The organism is Actinomadura litoris (assembly GCF_009733595.1).
Classification (GTDB): Bacteria; Actinomycetota; Actinomycetes; order Streptosporangiales; family Streptosporangiaceae; genus Spirillospora; species Spirillospora litoris.
This window is the reverse complement of sequence record NZ_WOFH01000006.1, coordinates 575,254-592,935: the sequence shown is the minus strand read 5'-3', so window position 1 is coordinate 592,935 and position 17,682 is coordinate 575,254. Positions and strand designations below refer to the sequence as shown.

The window sequence follows — 17,682 nt, the reverse complement described above, 5'->3', positions numbered from 1 at the left end:
GGACGAGACGGATCGTAGCCTGGATCAGCCCGCCGGAAGCGCCGCGAGCTGTGCCTGGAGCCGCTCGATGTCGGCCTCGGCCTGGCCCAGCCGCTCCCGGTTCTTCGCCACGACCGCCTCGGGCGCCTTGGCCATGAACGCCTCGTTGCCGAGCTTGCCGCGCGCCTGCCCCGCCTCCTTGCGGGCGGCGGCGAGGTCCTTCTCCAGCCGCTTGCGCTCGGCGGCGACGTCGATGGCGCCCGCCGTGTCGAGCCGGACCGTCACGCCCTCGACCGGCAGCGCCGCGGTCGCCGTGAACGCCTCGCCGGGCGGCGTGAGCCGCAGCAGCGCGCGGACGCCCTCCTCGTGCGCGGCCAGCGGCGAGTCCCCCCACGCGAGCTCGGCGGCGACGCGCTGGCCCGGCTTGAGGCCCTGGTCGGCGCGGAACCGGCGGACCTCGGTGACCAGGCGCTGCAGCGACTCGACCGTCGCCTCGGCGGCGCGGTCGGCGCGCCCGGCGTCCGCCGCGGGCCAGGACGCGGTGACCACCGTGGCCTCGCGGGTCTCTTGCGGGGGGGCGACCCCCCGCTCCCCCCGGAACGGCCCCGTCAGCGACGTCCACAGCTCCTCGGTGACGAACGGGATCACGGGGTGGAGCAGCCGCAGCAGGTTGTCGAGCACCTCGCCGAGGACGCGGCGCGTCGCCTCCGCCCGCTCGTCCGCGAGCTGGACCTTCGCCAGCTCCACGTACCAGTCGCAGACCTCGTCCCACGCGAAGTGGTAGAGCGTCTCGCACGCCTTGGCGAAGTCGTAGGAGTCCAGGTGGGCGTCCACCTCGGCGATGACGGCGTGCAGGCGCGAGAGCACCCACGCGTCCACGGTCGACACCTCGGCGGGCATCGCGCCGCGCACGTGCGCGCCGTTGATCAGCGCGAACCGCGTCGCGTTCCACAGCTTGTTGCAGAAGTTGCGCGACCCCTGCGCCCAGTCCTCGGCGACCGGGACGTCGCCGCCCGGGTTCGCGCCGCGCAGCAGCGTGAAACGGGTCGCGTCGGCGCCGTACCGGTCGATCCAGTCGAGCGGGTCGACGACGTTGCCGAACGACTTCGACATCTTCTTGCCGTGCTGGTCGCGGACCATCCCGTGCAGCGCGATCTCCTTGAACGGCACGACGCCGTCCATCGCGTACAGGCCGAACATCATCATCCGCGCGACCCAGAAGAACAGGATGTCGTAGCCGGTGACCAGCACCGACGTCGGGTAGAAGCGCTCCAGCTCGGGCGTCTTGGCCGGCCAGCCGAGCGTCGAGAACGGCCACAGCGCCGAGGAGAACCAGGTGTCGAGGACGTCGGTGTCCTGCGTCCAGCCCTCGGGCGCCGCCTCGTCGGGCCCCGGGCAGACGACCTCGCCGCCGGGCCCGTACCAGACGGGGATCCGGTGCCCCCACCAGAGCTGGCGGCTGATGCACCAGTCGTGCATGTTGTCGACCCACTCGAAGTAGCGGGCCGCCATCTCCGGCGGGTGGACCGCGACCCGCCCGTCCCGGACGGCGTCGCCCGCCGCCCGCGCCAGCGGCTCGACCTTCACGAACCACTGGAGCGACACGCGCGGCTCGACGACCGTCGCGCAGCGCTGGCAGTGCCCCACCGAGTGCTCGTACGGGCGGACCTCCTTGGTGATCCGGCCCTGCTCGCGCAGCGCCGCGACCACGGCGGGCCGCGCCTCGAAGCGGTCCAGGCCCTCGAAGGGGCCGTGCGCGGTGACGACGCCCCGCTCGTCCAGGACGGTCAGCGACGGCAGGCCGTGGCGGCGGCCGATCTCGAAGTCGTTCGGGTCGTGCGCCGGGGTGACCTTCACCGCGCCGGTGCCGAACGCGGGGTCGACGTGCTCGTCGGCGACGACCGGGATGCGGCGGCCGGTCAGCGGCAGCTCGATCTCGCGGCCCACCAGGTGCCGGTACCGCTCGTCGTCCGGGTGGACGGCGACGGCGGTGTCGCCGAGCATCGTCTCCGCCCGGGTCGTCGCGACGACGATCGCGTCCTCGCCCGACCCGTACCGGATCGACACCAGCTCGCCCTCGCGGTCGGCGTGCTCGACCTCGATGTCCGACAGCGCGGTCAGGCAGCGCGGGCACCAGTTGATGATGCGCTCGGCGCGGTAGATGAGCCCGTCGTCGAACAGCCGCTTGAAGATCGTCCGGACCGCGCGGGCGCGGTCCTCGTCCATCGTGAACGCCTCGCGCGTCCAGTCGACGCTGTCGCCGAGCCGGCGCATCTGGCCGAGGATGCGGCCGCCGAACTCGCCCTTCCACTTCCAGACCCGCTCCACGAACGCCTCGCGGCCGAGGTCGTGCCGGGACAGGCCCTCCTTGGCCAGCTCGCGCTCCACCACGTTCTGCGTGGCGATGCCCGCGTGGTCCATGCCGGGCACCCACACCACCTCCCGGCCCCGCATCCGGTTGCGCCGGACGAGCGTGTCCTGGATGGAGTGGTCGAGCGCGTGCCCCATGTGCAGCGAACCGGTGACGTTCGGCGGCGGGATCACGATCGAGAAGGCGGGGCGGGAGGGGTCGCGTTCCGGGTCGGCGGTGAACAGCCCCGCCGATACCCAGCGCTCGTACAACCGGCCCTCGACATCGGCCGGTCGGTACTGGGTGGGCAGGTCGACGTCCGCGCCGGCCTCCTGGCCGCGCTCAGTGCTGGGCTGTGTCACGACCGACGATTCTACGGGCCCACCGGGGGTGGAACGCCGGGCGGCGCCGGCGGGGCGTCCCGGCGTTTCCCGTCGCGGTCGGGACACAGGTCACCTGACACCGGGTCGTCCCGCCCGCAAGGCTTGACGGCGAACGCCCGCGTGCGCGGGGCGGGAGTCCACGGCCGCGGAGCGAGAGGGGTTGGGACGGGATGCGAGCGGTACTGGCACGCGCCGCCGTGCTGGCCGGCGCGTTCGCCGCGGGGGCCGCGGCGGCACATGCCGCGGGCATCCCCCACCTCCTCCGTCTCACCTCAGAACTGCAACGTTCCAGGGAACGGATCCTCGCCAGCCGCGAGGAGGAGCGCCGCAGGCTCCGCCACGATCTGCACGACGGGCTCGGCCCGACGCTGGCGAGCCTCGCGATGTCGCTGGACGCGGCGCGCATCACGCTCGCCTGCGAGCCCGAGCGGATGGAACCGCTGCTGTCGGACGTCCGGGACCGGCTCGCGATCGCCGTCGGGGAGATCCGCGACATGGCGCACGGGCTGCGGCCCCCCGCCCTGGACGACCTCGGCCTCGTCGCCGCCATCCAGTCCTTCGCCGAGGGCTGCTGCGACCGGGTCGTCGTCCGCTTCGACGGCGACCCCGCCGGGCTGCCCGCCGCCGTGGAGGTCGCCGCGTACCGGATCGCGCAGGAGGCGCTGACCAACGTCCGCCTGCACGCCCCCGGCAGCACCGTGCTGGTCCTGCTGACCCGCGACACCGAACTCCACCTGCTGGTCGCCGACACCGGTCCGGGCCTGCACGAGACGTCCCGGGGCGGCCGGCCGAAGTCGCGCCGCGGCCTCGCCGCGATGAAGGAGTGGGCGGCCGAACTCGGCGGCGGCTGCTCGGTCGCGTCCCGGACGGGCGGCGGCACCGTCGTCACCGCGCATCTTCCGCTCGCTGTGGCCGGGACGACCTCCGGGTACCATCGCCCTGCGACGCGACCACGGAACCCGGCGCCGGAGGGCGCCCGAACCGCCGAGCGGAGGCGAGGCAGTGGGCACTGAGTCCATCCGCGTGCTCATCACCGACGACCATCCGGTGTTCCGGCAGGGCCTCAAGGGGCTCCTCCAGGCGCTCGGCGTGGACGTCGTGGGCGAGGCCGAGTGCGGCCCCGACGCCGTCCGGATGGCCGCCGAACTGCAACCCGACGTCGTCGTGATGGACCTGCACATGCCCGGCGGCAACGGCATCGAGGCCACCCGCACGATCACCCGCACCAGTCCGCGCATCGGCGTCCTCGTCCTCACGATGTTCCGCGACGACGACTCGGTCTTCGCCGCGATGCGCGCCGGCGCCCGCGGCTACCTGCTGAAGGAGTCGGGCGCCGAGGAGATCGCGCGCGCCGTCAAGGCCGTCGCGGCGGGCGAGGCCATCTACGGCCCGGAGATCGCGCGCCGCGTCCTCACCTACTTCACCGACATGCCCGACCCGCGCCAGGCCGCCTTCCCCGAGCTCACCGAGCGCGAGCGGGAGGTCCTGGAACTGATCGCGCAGGGCCGCAGCAACGCCGAGATCGCCGGGACGCTCTTCCTCAGCCAGAAGACCGTCCGCAACCACGTCTCGAACATCTTCATGAAGCTGCACGTCGCCGACCGCGCCCAGGCCATCGTGCTGGCCCGCGAGGCGGGCCTGGGCGAATCCACCCCCCGCTGACCCCGCCGAGCCGCACCTGACCGGCCTCACCGGCCCGGCTGCGCAGCCGGCAACCACGGCCGCACCGCCCCCAGCCGCCTTGCCCCAACGGCCCGTCCCCCAGGCCACCCGCACCACGCCGAACACCCTCGCGGACTCCGCCGCACCACCCGCGCCCGGCTCGGCCGCCCCCTGACCGGCCTCGGCCGACACATCTCGGCCGCACCGCCCGCGCGACTCGCCCCCAGCCGCCTCCCCCTGATGGGCTCTGGCCCCCGGGCCCCGCGCGGCCCCACGCCCGGCAGGGCTTCCTCGCGGACTCTGATGCACCACCCGGGCCACCCGCGCCCGGCAGGGCGTCCTCGCGGACCCTGAGACGTCGTCCGGGCCATCCGCGCCCGGTAGAGCGACTCCCCGCAAGGTCTGACGCGCCATCCGGGCCGCTGGCGCGCAGCAGGGCAGCCCTCGCGGGCTCTGATGCGCCGTCCGCGGCGGCTGGCGCCTCGCGGGTCGCTTCCTGCGGGATCGGGGCGTGGCGGCGGGCGGCCCGAGGGAGGCCGTTGCGGCTCGTCGGGGGTTTTGTCGTGGAATGCGGCAGCGCGCCCGTGGGGACCACGGGCGCGCTGCTCTCCGGACCTTGGGGGCCGGGGCCCCGGCGGGGCTCCGGCCGCCGGTCAGGCGGACTTCTCGCGGGGTTCGCGCTTGGGCCGGTCGCGCGGGACCAGGGTGGGGTTGACGTGCTCCAGGACGGCCTCGCGCGTGATCACGACGCGCGCCACGTCGTGGCGGCTCGGGACCTCGTACATCACCGACAGGAGCACCTCCTCCATGATCGCGCGGAGGCCGCGGGCGCCGGTGCCGCGCAGGATGGCCTGGTCGGCGATGGCCTCCAGCGCGTCGTCGGTGAACTCCAGGTCGACACCGTCCAGCTCGAACAGGCGGTGGTACTGGCGCACCAGCGCGTTCTTCGGCTCGGTGAGGATGTTGATCAGGGCCTCGCGGTCCAGGTTGTGGACGGAGGTGATCGACGGCAGCCGGCCGATGAACTCGGGGATCATCCCGAACTTCAGCAGGTCCTCGGGCATCACGTCGCCCAGGACGGCCGAGGCGTCCTCGAAGTCGGACTTGGAGCGGATCTGGGCGCCGAAGCCCATCCCCTGCTTGCCGACCCGCGACTCGACGATCTTCTCCAGGCCCGCGAACGCGCCGCCGCAGATGAACAGCACGTTCGTGGTGTCGATCTGGATGAACTCCTGGTGCGGATGCTTGCGGCCGCCCTGCGGCGGAACGCTGGCGGTAGTGCCCTCCAGGATCTTCAGCAGCGCCTGCTGGACGCCCTCCCCCGAGACGTCCCTGGTGATCGACGGGTTCTCGCTCTTGCGGGCGATCTTGTCGACCTCGTCGATGTAGATGATCCCGGTCTCGGCCTTCTTGACGTCGTAGTCGGCCGCCTGGATCAGTTTGAGCAGGATGTTCTCGACATCCTCGCCCACGTATCCGGCCTCCGTCAGCGCCGTGGCGTCCGCGATGGCGAACGGGACGTTGAGGAGTTTGGCGAGCGTCTGCGCGAGCAGCGTCTTGCCCGATCCGGTGGGGCCCAGCAGCAGGATGTTGGACTTGCCCAGCTCGACCGGGTCGTCCCTGCCGGTGTCACCCGACTGGATCCGCTTGTAGTGGTTGTAGACGGCGACGGAGAGTGCCTTCTTCGCCGTCTCCTGGCCGATGACGTAGGAATCGAGGAACTCGTAGATCTCCCGCGGCTTCGGCAGGTTGTCCCACTTGAGGTCGGAGGTCTCGGAGAGCTCCTCCTCGATGATCTCGTTGCAGAGATCGATGCACTCGTCGCAGATGTACACGCCCGGACCCGCGATGAGCTTTTTGACCTGCTTCTGGCTCTTGCCGCAGAACGAGCACTTGAGCAGGTCACCACCGTCGCCGATGCGTGCCACCCAACTGTCTCCTTTTCGTGGGGCCGCGCGCCTGAGAGGATGCGGCGCAGCTCGGTTGCGTCCCGAAGGCTCTCGACGTTGGACTCGACGTTACCGCCTCCAACGGACTAGGTGAGCCCCTCGCCCGGAAGTATGACGACCGGGCTGGGGGACTCCCTCGTCCTCGTGTCGTCTCAGGACGACACTACCTCGGCCTTGCGCTTCCTGCTGACGAAGACGTCGTCGATGAGACCGTACTCCTTCGCCTCGTCCGCCGTCAGAATCTTGTCGCGCTCGATATCGCGGCGGACCTCTTCGATGCCCCGGCCGCTGTGCTCGGCGAGGATGCTCTCCAGCAGTTCGCGGATCCGCATGATCTCGCGGGCCTGGATCTCGATGTCGCTGGACTGCCCGTAGGTGCCCTCGGTGGCGGGCTGGTGGATCAGGATCCGCGAGTTCGGCAGCGCCGCCCGCTTGCCCTTCGTGCCGGCGGCCAGCAGCACCGCGGCGGCGGAGGCGGCCTGGCCGATGCAGACCGTCTGGACGTCGGGCTTGACGAACTGCATCGTGTCGTAGATCGCCGTCATCGCGGTGAACGAGCCGCCGGGCGAGTTGATGTAGATGCTGATGTCGCGGTCGGGGTCGATCGACTCCAGCGTGATCAGCTGGGCCATCACGTCGTTGGCGGACGCGTCGTCGATCTGCACGCCGAGGAAGATGATCCGCTCCTCGAAGAGCTTGTTGTACGGGTTCATCTCCTTGACCCCGTACGTGGTGCGCTCGACGAAGGACGGGATGATGTAGCGGTTGTCGACCGGCGTCGCGGACCCGCCCGCCTGGACGCCGGGACGGGTGAGATCGGTGAAGCCGGGTCGGATGAGGTCGCTCACTGTGTGCCTCCGATTAATGGTTCAGGTCGTCAGGAGACGGTGCCCTCGGAGGGCACCTGGGTGGCACTGAGCACCACGTGGTCAACGAACCCGTAGTCCTTGGCCTCGTCGGCGGTGAACCAGCGGTCCCGGTCGGAGTCGCGCTCGATCTGGTCGAGCGGCTGGCCGGTGTGTTCGGCGATCTTCTCGGCGAGCGTCTTCTTGACGTACAGCATCTGCTCGGCCTGGATCTTGATGTCGGAGGCCGTGCCGCCGATGCCGCCGGACGGCTGGTGCATCATGATGCGCGCGTGCGGCAGCGCGTAGCGCTTGCCGGTGGTCCCCGCGCAGAGCAGGAACTGGCCCATCGACGCGGCCAGACCCATCCCGACCGTGACGATGTCGTTCGGGACGTACTGCATGATGTCGTAGATCGCCATGCCGGCCGTGACCGAGCCGCCGGGCGAGTTGATGTAGATCGTGATGTCGCGCCGGCCGTCCTCGGCCGACAGCAGCAGAAGCTCGGCGCAGATGCGGTTGGCGATGTCGTCGTCGACCTGCTGGCCGAGGAAGACGATGCGCTCGCGCAGCAGCCGCTGGAACAGCTGGTCGCCCAGAGGCAACAGGGGCGCCTCGGCGACCCGCGCCTGGATCCGCGACGACTCGTCGAAAGTCGGAGGCATGCTCACCGGGTGTTCCTCCGGTCCTTTTAATCGGTTCGGATGATTGGACATTAACGCGCTCAGGGGCCTGGCCAAGCCCGTGGGGCCGCCTTTTCGCCAGGGGCGTATCCGGTCGGCGCCCGCCCCGTCACGATCTCCCCGGACGCGGGCGCGGCACACCCGCGACACGCGCTCGTTCGCCTCGGGACGAATACCCGACCGACGCGCGACAGCAGCGGGACATGGAAACGCCCCGCATCCGGTGGTCGGATGCGGGGCGTGCCCGATGCCCTGGATTGGGCGGAGAAGGCGTTAGGCGTCCTTCTTCTCCTCATCGTCCGTCTTGTCGGCCGGGGCCTCCTCAGCGGCGGCCTCAGCCGCGGCGGGGGCCTCCTGCGCGGAGGTCTCCTCCGCCGCCGGAGCCTCGGCGGTCTCGGCGGCATCGCCGGTCTCGGCGGCGTCCTCCTCGACGGTGACGGTCTCGCCCGTCTCGCCGTTCAGCTCCCGCTGGACGGCGTCGACGTCGATCTCGTTGCCGGACTCGTCCTTCACCGTGACGTGCTCGACCACGAGGTTCAGCGCCTTGCTGCGCAGCACCTCCGAGACGATCGCGGGGAGCTGGTTGTTCTGGGTGAGGTACTCGGCGAGCTGCTGCGGCTGCACGCCCATCTGCATGGCCTGCGAGACGACGTACTCGCTGAGCTCCTCGTTCTCGACGCCCAGCTCCTCCTGGACGGCGAGCTGGTCCAGCACGAACCCGCCCTTGACCGCCAGCCGCGCGGCGTCGGCGACCTCGGCCTCGAACTCCTCCTCGGTCTTCTCCTCGTCCTTGAGGTAGTCGGCCCGGGTGAGGCCCGCCATCTGGAGCTGCTGGTCGAGCTGCTGGTTGCGGCGGCCGACCTCCTCCTCCACGACCTTGTCGGGAAGCGGGATGTCGACCTTCTCCAGCAGGGCCTCCAGCGCCTTGTCGCGGGCGTCGGAGAGCTGCTGGAGCCGGACCTGGCGGCCGAGCCGGGTGCGGACGTCGCCGCGCAGCTCATCGAGCGTGTCGAACTCGCTGGCGAGCTGGGCGAACTCGTCGTCGAGGTCGGGGAGGTTCTTGACCTTGACGCTCTGCACGGTGACCGTGATCTCGGCCTCCTCGCCGGCGTGCTCGCCGCCGGCCAGGGTGCTGGTGAAGGTCTTCTCCTCGCCGGCGGACAGGCCGGTGAGCGCCTCGTCCAGGCCCTCGATGGTGGAGCCGCTGCCGACCTCGTAGGAGTAGCCGGAGGTGGAGGCGTCCTCCACCTCCTCGCCGTCGATCCTGGCGACGAGGTCGACGGTCGCGAAGTCGCCCTCCTCGACGGGCCGCTCGGCGGTCGTCAGCGAGGCGAACCGCTCGCGCAGGTTGCCGACGGTCTCCTCGACCTGCTCGTCGGTGACCTCGGCGTCATCGACGACGACCTCCAGGCCGTCGTAGTCGGGCACCTCGAACTTGGGCCGGATGTCCACCTCGGCGGTGAAGGCGAACTGGTTGCCGTCGTCGAGCTCGGTGACCTCGACGTCCGGCTGGCCGAGCACGAAGATCTCGGTCTCCTCGACGGCGCGTCCGTACAGCTCGGGAAGCGCGTCGTTGACGGCCTCCTGCAGCACCGCACCCCGGCCGACGTACTTGTCGATCAGCGGGGCGGGGACCTTGCCGGGCCGGAAGCCCTTGATCCGCACCTGCTGCGAGATCTCCTTGTACGCCTTGTCGAGGTTCGGCTTGAGCTCGTCGAACGGAACCTCGACGGTGAGCTTGACCCGCGTGGGGGTCAGCTCCTCGACATCGGTCTTCACTGGGGTAGGTCTCCTTGATCGGGCGCTGTCTCGGCCGCGGCGTTCGACGCGTGCTCAGCCAGTCAGTCTCTCAGGTGGCGCGGGCATGCCGAAACGGGGCTCCGCGCCTTCGCGCGGCCAAGTCTATGGGGTACCGGCAACGTCTGCGGACATCGGTGTGCCACAACCACCGAGAAACACGCCTCGCGGCCGCGTGATCGCGCCACGAGACGGCCGGCAGAGGACAGAGCGGTCGATTTCATGTCGACAATGCGGTAGAGGCGGGGTCATCGCTTCTTTGGTGGAAGGCCCTTGTCGAGCCCGGCGCGGCGGAGGGCGTCGGCCATCGCGCCGCCTCCGCCACCTCCCCCACCCCCGCCTTGGCCGCGCTGGCCTCCGCCTTGCCCGCCTCGGCCGCCGCGTCCGCCCTGGCCTCCCTGACCGCCCTGACCTCCCTGACCGCCGCGTCCGCCCTTGCCGCGCTGGCCGCCGTTCTGGTTCCCCCTGCCGCTCTGGTTCCCGCGGCCGTTCTGGCCGCCCCGGCCGCCGCCCCGGTTGGGCGCCTGGTCGCGCTCGCCGCCCTGTCTCCGATCCTCGTCCAGGCGGAGGGTCAGGGAGATGCGCTTGCGCTGGAGGTCGACGTCCAGGACCTTGACGCGGACGATGTCGCCCGGCTTGACGACCTCGCGCGGGTCGGACACGAACTTGCTGGACATCGCGGAGATGTGCACGAGCCCGTCCTGGTGGACGCCGACGTCCACGAAGGCGCCGAACGCGGCGACGTTGGTGACGACGCCCTCCAGGACCATGCCGGGTTCGAGGTCGGAGAGCTTGTCGACGCCCTCCTTGAACGTCGCCGTCCGGAACGCCGGACGCGGGTCGCGGCCGGGCTTCTCCAGTTCGGCGAGGATGTCGGTGACGGTCGGCAGCCCGAAGGTGTCGTCGACGAACTCCGCGGGCCTGAGCCCCCGCAGCACGGCGGTGTTGCCGATCAGGCCCCGGATGTCGTTGCCCGCCGCGTCCAGGATCCGGCGGACGACCGGGTAGGACTCGGGGTGCACGCTGGAGGCGTCCAGCGGGTCGTCGCCGCCGGGGATGCGCAGGAAGCCCGCGCACTGCTCGAACGCCTTCGGGCCGAGCCGCGGCACATCCTTGAGGCCGCCCCGGCTGCGGAACGGGCCGTTGGCGTCGCGGTGCGCGACGATGTTCTCGGCGAGCCCCTCGCCGATGCCCGACACGCGGGTGAGCAGCGGCGCGGACGCGGTGTTGACGTCCACGCCGACCGCGTTCACGCAGTCCTCCACGACGGCGTCGAGGGAGCGCGACAGCTTCACCTCGGAGATGTCGTGCTGGTACTGGCCGACGCCGATCGACTTGGGGTCGATCTTGACCAGCTCGGCGAGCGGGTCCTGGAGGCGGCGGGCGATGGAGACGGCGCCGCGCAGCGAGACGTCCATGCCGGGCAGTTCCCGTCCCGCGTACTCGGAGGCGGAGTACACCGACGCGCCCGCCTCCGACACCATGATCTTGGTGAGCCCGAGGTCGGGGTGGCGGGCCATGAGGTCGGCGGCGAGCTTGTCGGTCTCGCGGGACGCGGTGCCGTTGCCGATCGAGACGAGGTCGACCCTGTGCTCGCGGGCGAGCCGGGCGAGGGTCTCGATCGACTCGTCCCACTTGCGGCGCGGCTCGTGCGGGTAGACCGTGTCGGTCGCGACGACCTTGCCGGTGGCGTCCACGACGGCGACCTTCACGCCGGTGCGCAGGCCGGGGTCGAGGCCCATCGTGGCGCGGGTCCCGGCTGGCGCGGCGAGCAGCAGGTCGCGCAGGTTGGCGGCGAACACGCGGACCGCCTCGTCCTCGGCCTCCTGCCGCAGCCGGGTGCGCATGTCGATGCCGAGGTGGACGAGGATCCGCGTGCGCCAGGCCCAGCGCACGGCGTCCCGCAGCCACCTGTCGGCCGGGCGCCCCTGGTCGACGACGTCGAAGCGGCGCGCGATCTCCACCTCGTAGGAGCTGCGCGCGGAGGGGTCGGTGTCGTCCTGGGCCTCCTCGGGCTCCAGGTCCAGGTCGAGCACCTCCTCCTTCTCGCCGCGGAACAGCGCGAGGACGCGGTGCGAGGGCAGCTTCGCGAACGGCTCGGCGAAGGCGAAGTAGTCGGCGAACTTGGCGCCGGTCTCCTCCTTGCCCTCGCGGACGCGCGACACCACGCGCCCCCGCGTCCACATGCGCTCGCGGAGCGCGCCGATGAGGTCGGCGTCCTCGGCGAAGCGCTCGACGAGGATGGCGCGGGCGCCCTCCAGCGCGGCGGCCGCGTCGGCGACGCCCTTCTCGGCGTCCACGTACGGGGCGGCGGCCTCGTGCGGGTCGTGGGACGGGTCGCCCAGCAGCAGGTCGGCGAGCGGTTCGAGACCGGCCTCGCGGGCGATCTGCGCCTTGGTGCGCCGCTTGGGCTTGTAGGGGAGGTAGATGTCCTCCAGCCGGGCCTTGGCGTCGGCGGCCATGATCTGGGCGCGCAGCTCGTCGGTCAGCTTGCCCTGGGACTCGATCGACTCCAGGATCGCGGCGCGCCGCTCGTCCAGCTCGCGCAGGTAGCGCAGCCGCTCCTCCAGCGCGCGGAGCTGCGCGTCGTCGAGGGCGCCGGTCGCCTCCTTGCGGTAGCGGGCGATGAACGGGACGGTCGACCCGCCGTCGAGCAGGTCGACCGCGACCCGCACCTGTCCCTCGCGGACGCCGAGCTCCCCGGCGATCCGGTGGGTGATCGGCGGCGGCGCCTCGATCTCCTTGCCCCCCGTGGTCGGGCCGCTCGCGGCGGTCTGGTCGGTCGAGGTCTGGCTGGTGCTGGCTGTCACGACGTGGATTCGCTTTCTCCCCTGGATATCGCTGAGCATTGTCCAGGGAACGGGGCCGCTTGTCTTGTCACTCCCGGACGTCGGCCGTCCTCGGGGGTGGGGTTAACTCCCCCATGTTCCCTGCGAAGACGGGGTCTAGCCCCACCGTCCGGCCTCCCGGGACGGCCCACAATGGTGGGCAAGGGCACACTGGGACGGGGTGGTCCTCGGCCGGCCGGAGGAGGAGCACAGGTGAGCGAGGGTTTCGTCGACCGCTTCGCGGAGGGCGCGCGGACGGCGCTCGTCAACTTCGTGCGCAGCGTGATCCAGATCGTCGTGGCGTACGCGGCGAACCTGCCGCTGTTCATCCTGACCGTGCTGTCGATCGCGTTCATCCCGCTGGGGTTCGGGGTGGTGATGGCGCCGGTCGCGATCCAGGCGATCCGCGGCGTGGCGAACCAGCAGCGCGCGTGGGCGGCGGAGTGGTCGGGCGTGGAGATCCCGGTCCCCTACCGCGCGGAGCCGCCCGGGGGGCTCGGCGCGTTCGCCCGGCTGCGGTGGCTGCTCACCGACCCGGCGACCTGGCGCGACCTGCTCTGGGTGATCCTCAACGTCCCGCTCGGGCTGGTCGCGGGCGTGCTCGCGGGCGGCATGACCCTGTACGGGCTGGAGGGCGTGTTCGTGGCGCCGTGGCTGACGCTGATCACCGAGTACGGCTGGGGCCCGTTCTGGATGGTGAACGACTACGGCGTGCTCGGGATCGCCGGCGCGGTCGTGCTGGGCGCCGCGCTCACGGTGGTGTCGGTCCCGCTGGGCGGGGTCGTCCTGAAGGCGCACGCGCTGTTCACGCAGTCGCTGCTGGCGCCGACGAAGGGCGCGCTGACCGAGCGGGTGCGCCGGCTCTCGGAGTCCCGGTCGGAGACCGTGGACGCCTCGGCCGCCGAGCTGCGCCGCATCGAGCGCGACCTGCACGACGGCGCGCAGGCGCGGCTGGTGGCGCTGAGCATGAACATCGGCCTCGCCGAGGAGATGATGAAGCACGACCCCGAGGCCGCGCAGCGGTTGCTGGCCGAGGCGCGCGCGTCCAGCGGCACGGCGCTGACCGAGCTGCGCGACCTGGTGCGGGGCATCCATCCGCCGGTGCTGGCCGAGCGGGGCCTGGACGGCGCCGTCCGCGCGCTGGCGCTGACGCTGCCGCTGCCGGTCGACGTGCGGATCGACCTGCCGGGACGGGCGGACGCCCCGGTCGAGTCGGCGGCCTACTTCGCGGTCGCGGAGATCCTCGCGAACGTCGTCAAGCACTCGGGCGCGGCCCGCGCGTGGGTCCAGATCGAGCACGCGTCGGGCCGGCTGCTGATGATCGTCGGGGACGACGGGACCGGCGGCGCCGACCCCGGCGGGGGCAGCGGCATGCGCGGTATCGAGCGCAGGCTGGGGGCGTTCGATGGGACGATGGCGGTGACGAGTCCGCTGGGCGGACCGACCGTCGTGACCATGGAGCTGCCGTGCGCGTTGTCATCGCCGAAGACCTTGCCCTCCTCCGGGACGGGCTGATCCGCCTGCTGGGGGCGTTCGGGTTCGAGGTCGTCGAGGCCGTGGACAACGGGCCGTCGCTGCTGCGCGCGCTCACCACCCACCGTCCGGACGTCGCGGTCGTGGACGTGCGGCTCCCGCCGACCTTCACCGACGAGGGCCTGCGCGCCGCGCTGGAGGCCCGCAAGCAGGTGCCGGGCCTGCCGGTGCTGGTGCTGTCGCAGCACGTCGAGCAGCTCTACGCGCGCGAGCTGCTGTCCGACAGCTCGGGCGGCATCGGCTACCTGCTGAAGGACCGCGTGTCCGACGTCGCGCAGTTCGTCGAGGCGGTGCGCCGGGTCGCGGGCGGCGGGACGGCCCTCGACCCCGACGTGGTGTCCCAGCTGCTCACCCGGCACGCCCGCGAGGAGCCGCTGCAGGCGCTGACCCCCCGCGAGCGCGAGGTGCTCGGGCTGATGGCCGAGGGCCGCTCGAACGCCGCGATCGCCGGGCAGCTGTTCGTCACCGAGAAGGCGATCAGCAAGCACACCAACAGCATCTTCGGCAAGCTCGGGCTGCCGCCGTCCGAGGACGACAACCGCAGGGTGCTGGCCGTCCTCGCCTACCTCGGCACCTGACCCCTAGCGCGCCCAGAGTGGAACGATCCGCTCCTCGCCCTGCGGCGCGAGGTCGCACCTGCCCGGGTCGACCAGGGCGTCGGGGTCGTAGGCGAGGCATCCGGCGGGCGCGGCGACGACGGCGGTGAACCCGGCGTCCGGCGCGGCGGTCATCTGGCGCGGCGCGCCGGCGGGCAGGACGAGGGTGTCGCCCGGCCCGGCCTCCAGCGTGCGGCCGTCCAGGTCGATGGTCGCGGTGCCCTCCAGGAACGTCCATACCTGCTCGGTGTCGAAGGCGTGCCGGGGCCCCGTCCTGCCCGCGTGCATGTCGACCCGCCAGACGGCGAGGCCGGACGTGCCGCCCTGGGTCGGCGAGGCGAAGGTGGTCATGGTCCCGTTCGGCGTGTCGGTGCGGCGGCTCTCGGCGTCGCGGACGAGCGTCATGGCTCTCGATCCCCTAAGTTAGACAATGTGGTTGTCCATATAGTCAATGAGGTTGTCTTTTATGTCAAGCGCACCCGCCGGCCCGAGCGGTGACCCGCCCGGCTTCGAGCTGCCGCTCCGCCTGTTCCTCGCGTTCCGCACGATCATCGACGAGGCCCACGAGGAGCTGGCGAGGCAGGGCCATCCCGACATGCGCCCCATGCACGGCTTCGTCTTCCAGGCGATCGGCCCCCACGGCACCACGGCGGTCGAACTCGGCCGCCGGCTCGGCGTGTCCAAGCAGGCCGCGGGCAAGATGGTCGAGTCGCTGGAGCGCCTGGGATACGTGGAGCGCGCGGCCGACCCCGCCGACGCGCGGCGCAAGATCGTCCGGCTGACGGCGCACGGGGTGGACTCGCTCGTGCGGTCGGCGGAGATCTTCGAGCGCATCCGGGACGCGTGGACGGAGCGGCTCGGAGCGGACCGCGTGCGGGCCCTGGAGGCCGATCTGAAGGAGATCGCGCCCACCGGGCTGTGGCGCCTGGACGCCCCCGGATGGTTCGGTACGACCTGATTTTTTCGGTCCGCCGAGACGACCGTATGTCCCCAGGCAGTCACGCAGACCACCCGGCACACCCCGGTTCGCGGGCGGCGCGGGCCCCTTGAACGCCCCTGCGCGCCCGGTTACCATCAGCGCAATTTCTTAGGAAAGTTTCCTAAGAGAAGGCCGAGATTTCCTGTTGGTTCGGGGGACGGACTGAACGGAGACTCATGTCCAGACCGGGCGGCCGGCGAGCGACAGCGCTCGTCGGCGTAGCGACCCTAGCGGTGGCCTCGACCCTGCTCTCGGCGCCACCCGCGTCGTCGGCGGAGGCCGTGACCGCGTCGTGTACCAAGACCTCCGACTGGGGCTCCGGCTTCCAGGGCAACTGCACGATCACGAACGGGACGGGCGCCGGGATCAGCTCCTGGAAGATCGAGGGCGACCTTCCCTCCGGCACGTCCATCGGATCGGTGTGGGACGCGAACAAGGCGGTCTCCGGCGACCACTACACGTTCACGAACGTGGGATGGAACGGCAGCCTCGCCGCCGGCAAGACCGTGAGCTTCGGCTTCGGCGGCACCGGACCGGGCTGGTTCACCGGCTGTAAGATCAACGGCTCCCCCTGCGACGGCTCCGGTGAGCCTGAAATCGACACGCAGGCCCCCACCGCTCCCGGGAACCTGCACTCGACCGGCAAGTCCGCCACCACCGTGGCGCTGAGCTGGAACGCGTCAACCGACAACGTCGGCGTGACCGGCTACGACGTCTACAACGGCGGCACCAAGGCCGCCACCGTCACCGGGACCGGTGTCACCGTCACCGGCCTGACGCCGAAGACCGCCTACGACTTCACGGTGAAGGCCCGCGACAAGGCCGGCAACGTGTCCCCTGCGTCCGCCCCGGTCTCGGTCACCACCGACGAGGGCGGCGGCACCGGCCCCGGCACCGGTGACAAGGTCATCGGCTACTTCGCCCAGTGGGGCATCTACCAGCGCGGCTACCACGTCAAGAACATCGACACCAGTGGCTCGGCCGCGAAGCTGACCCACATCAACTACGCCTTCGGCAACGTCCAGGGCGGCCGGTGCACGATCGGCGACAGCTACGCCGACTACGACAAGGCCTACCAGGCGGGTGAGAGCGTCGACGGCGTCGCCGACACCTGGGACCAGCCGCTGCGCGGCAACTTCAACCAGCTCCGCAAGCTCAAGAAGAAGTACCCGAACCTCAAGGTGCTGTTCTCCTTCGGCGGCTGGACCTGGTCGGGCGGCTTCACCGAGGCCGCCAAGAACCCGGCCGCGTTCGCGGACTCCTGCTACAAGCTGGTCGAGGACCCGCGCTGGGCGGACGTGTTCGACGGCATCGACATCGACTGGGAGTACCCGAACGCGTGCGGCCTGAGCTGCGACACCAGCGGCAAGGACGCGTTCAAGAACCTCCTGGGCGCCGTCCGGGCCAAGTTCGGCACCGGCAACCTCGTGACGGCGGCCATCACCGCCGACGCCAGCGAGGGCGGCAAGATGGACGCCACCGACTACGGAGGCGCCGCGCAGTACGTCGACTGGTACAACCCGATGACCTACGACTACTTCGGCGGCTGGGACGCCAAGGGCCCGACGGCGCCGCACTCGCCGCTGACCCGCTACGACCGCATCCCGCACGAGGGCTTCAACACGGCCGACACGATCGGCAAGCTGAAGCGGCTCGGTGTGCCGGCGAACAAGCTGCTGATCGGCATCGGCTTCTACGGCCGCGGCTGGACGGGCGTCACCGAAGAGGCCCCCGGCGGCACCGCCACCGGTCCCGCGGGCGGCACCTACGAGGCGGGCATCGAGGACTACAAGGTCCTCAAGAACAAGTGCCCGGCCAACAAGACCATCGCCGGCACCGCCTACGCCAAGTGCGGCAGCGACTGGTGGAGCTATGACACCCCGGCCACCATCCGCGGGAAGATGGCCTGGGCCAAGGGCGAGGGCCTCGGCGGCTCCTTCTTCTGGGAGCTGAGCGGAGACACGACGGGCGGTGAGCTGATCACCGCGATCAAGAACGGTCTCGGCTGAGCTGTTCGCAGGGGGCACCTCCCAGCCCCTCAGACAGTCGAGACTTCGGGCCCCTGACCAACACCGGACGCCGGTCAGGGGCCCGCCCC

The 17,682-nt window shown here is 71.4% G+C and carries 13 protein-coding genes; 6 read left to right on the top strand and 7 right to left on the bottom strand.

Annotated elements, in window-relative coordinates:
- Positions 1-24: 24 nt before the first annotated feature.
- Positions 25-2,691: a valine--tRNA ligase gene (locus GNZ18_RS20315; protein WP_312874638.1), complete on the bottom strand. Its 2,667-nt coding sequence runs from the start codon at positions 2,689-2,691 to the stop codon at positions 25-27.
- 191 nt (positions 2,692-2,882) lie between these two features.
- Here GNZ18_RS20315 and GNZ18_RS20310 point away from each other — a divergent pair, with 191 nt between their 5' ends.
- Positions 2,883-3,725, top strand: a complete 843-nt coding sequence (locus tag GNZ18_RS20310) for a sensor histidine kinase (protein WP_156218028.1) — start codon at positions 2,883-2,885, stop codon at positions 3,723-3,725.
- A complete protein-coding gene (locus GNZ18_RS20305; RefSeq protein WP_214620632.1) occupies positions 3,715-4,374 on the top strand; it encodes a response regulator in 660 nt (219 codons plus the stop codon). Before GNZ18_RS20310 ends, GNZ18_RS20305 begins: the two co-directional genes overlap by 11 nt.
- A gap of 653 nt (positions 4,375-5,027) precedes the next feature.
- On the opposite strand, the gene clpX is transcribed toward GNZ18_RS20305, so the two are convergent.
- The 5 genes from clpX to GNZ18_RS20280 form a co-directional block, all read right to left on the bottom strand.
- Positions 5,028-6,302, bottom strand: coding sequence for an ATP-dependent Clp protease ATP-binding subunit ClpX (clpX, locus tag GNZ18_RS20300; RefSeq protein WP_214620631.1), 1,275 nt, complete (start codon positions 6,300-6,302; stop codon positions 5,028-5,030).
- A gap of 173 nt (positions 6,303-6,475) precedes the next feature.
- Positions 6,476-7,081, bottom strand: a complete 606-nt coding sequence (locus GNZ18_RS20295) for an ATP-dependent Clp protease proteolytic subunit (RefSeq protein WP_214620667.1) — start codon at positions 7,079-7,081, stop codon at positions 6,476-6,478.
- 119 nt (positions 7,082-7,200) lie between these two features.
- Entirely contained in the window at positions 7,201-7,833 is a 633-nt protein-coding gene (locus tag GNZ18_RS20290) for a ClpP family protease (RefSeq protein WP_067461358.1), read from the bottom strand.
- Between the two features lie 291 nt (positions 7,834-8,124).
- Entirely contained in the window at positions 8,125-9,630 is a 1,506-nt protein-coding gene (gene tig, locus GNZ18_RS20285; protein ID WP_312874637.1) for a trigger factor, read from the bottom strand.
- A gap of 266 nt (positions 9,631-9,896) precedes the next feature.
- Positions 9,897-12,386, bottom strand: coding sequence for a Tex family protein (locus GNZ18_RS20280; protein ID WP_312874641.1), 2,490 nt, complete (start codon positions 12,384-12,386; stop codon positions 9,897-9,899).
- Between the two features lie 303 nt (positions 12,387-12,689).
- On the opposite strand from GNZ18_RS20280, the gene GNZ18_RS20275 reads away from it, so the two are divergent.
- Positions 12,690-13,991: a sensor histidine kinase gene (locus GNZ18_RS20275; protein WP_312874636.1), complete on the top strand. Its 1,302-nt coding sequence runs from the start codon at positions 12,690-12,692 to the stop codon at positions 13,989-13,991.
- Complete coding sequence (locus GNZ18_RS20270; protein ID WP_214620627.1) at positions 13,943-14,587, top strand: response regulator transcription factor; 645 nt, start codon at positions 13,943-13,945, stop codon at positions 14,585-14,587. The genes GNZ18_RS20275 and GNZ18_RS20270 overlap by 49 nt, the downstream gene beginning before the upstream one ends.
- Before the next feature lie 3 nt (positions 14,588-14,590).
- Here the strand turns inward: GNZ18_RS20270 and GNZ18_RS20265 are convergent, their stop codons facing one another.
- Positions 14,591-15,010 (bottom strand): cupin domain-containing protein, encoded by a 420-nt coding sequence (locus tag GNZ18_RS20265; RefSeq protein ID WP_156218024.1) that lies wholly within the window; start codon positions 15,008-15,010, stop codon positions 14,591-14,593.
- A 61-nt stretch (positions 15,011-15,071) separates the two neighbouring features.
- On the opposite strand from GNZ18_RS20265, the gene GNZ18_RS20260 reads away from it, so the two are divergent.
- The gene (locus GNZ18_RS20260; RefSeq protein ID WP_173390833.1) at positions 15,072-15,563 is read left to right on the top strand and encodes a MarR family winged helix-turn-helix transcriptional regulator; all 492 of its coding nucleotides are present in this window, start codon (positions 15,072-15,074) and stop codon (positions 15,561-15,563) included.
- A gap of 254 nt (positions 15,564-15,817) precedes the next feature.
- On the top strand, positions 15,818-17,593 hold the full coding sequence (locus GNZ18_RS20255; RefSeq protein ID WP_216651369.1) for a glycosyl hydrolase family 18 protein: 1,776 nt from the start codon (positions 15,818-15,820) through the stop codon (positions 17,591-17,593).
- Positions 17,594-17,682 lie beyond the last annotated feature (89 nt).

Coding starts and splice junctions, on each gene's coding strand:
- GNZ18_RS20310 (WP_156218028.1), top strand. CDS start 2,883: ATGCGAGCGGTACTGGCACGCGCCGCCGTGCTGGCCGGCGCGTTCGCC.
- GNZ18_RS20290 (WP_067461358.1), bottom strand. CDS start 7,833: ATGCCTCCGACTTTCGACGAGTCGTCGCGGATCCAGGCGCGGGTCGCC.
- GNZ18_RS20265 (WP_156218024.1), bottom strand. CDS start 15,010: ATGACGCTCGTCCGCGACGCCGAGAGCCGCCGCACCGACACGCCGAAC.
- GNZ18_RS20260 (WP_173390833.1), top strand. CDS start 15,072: ATGTCAAGCGCACCCGCCGGCCCGAGCGGTGACCCGCCCGGCTTCGAG.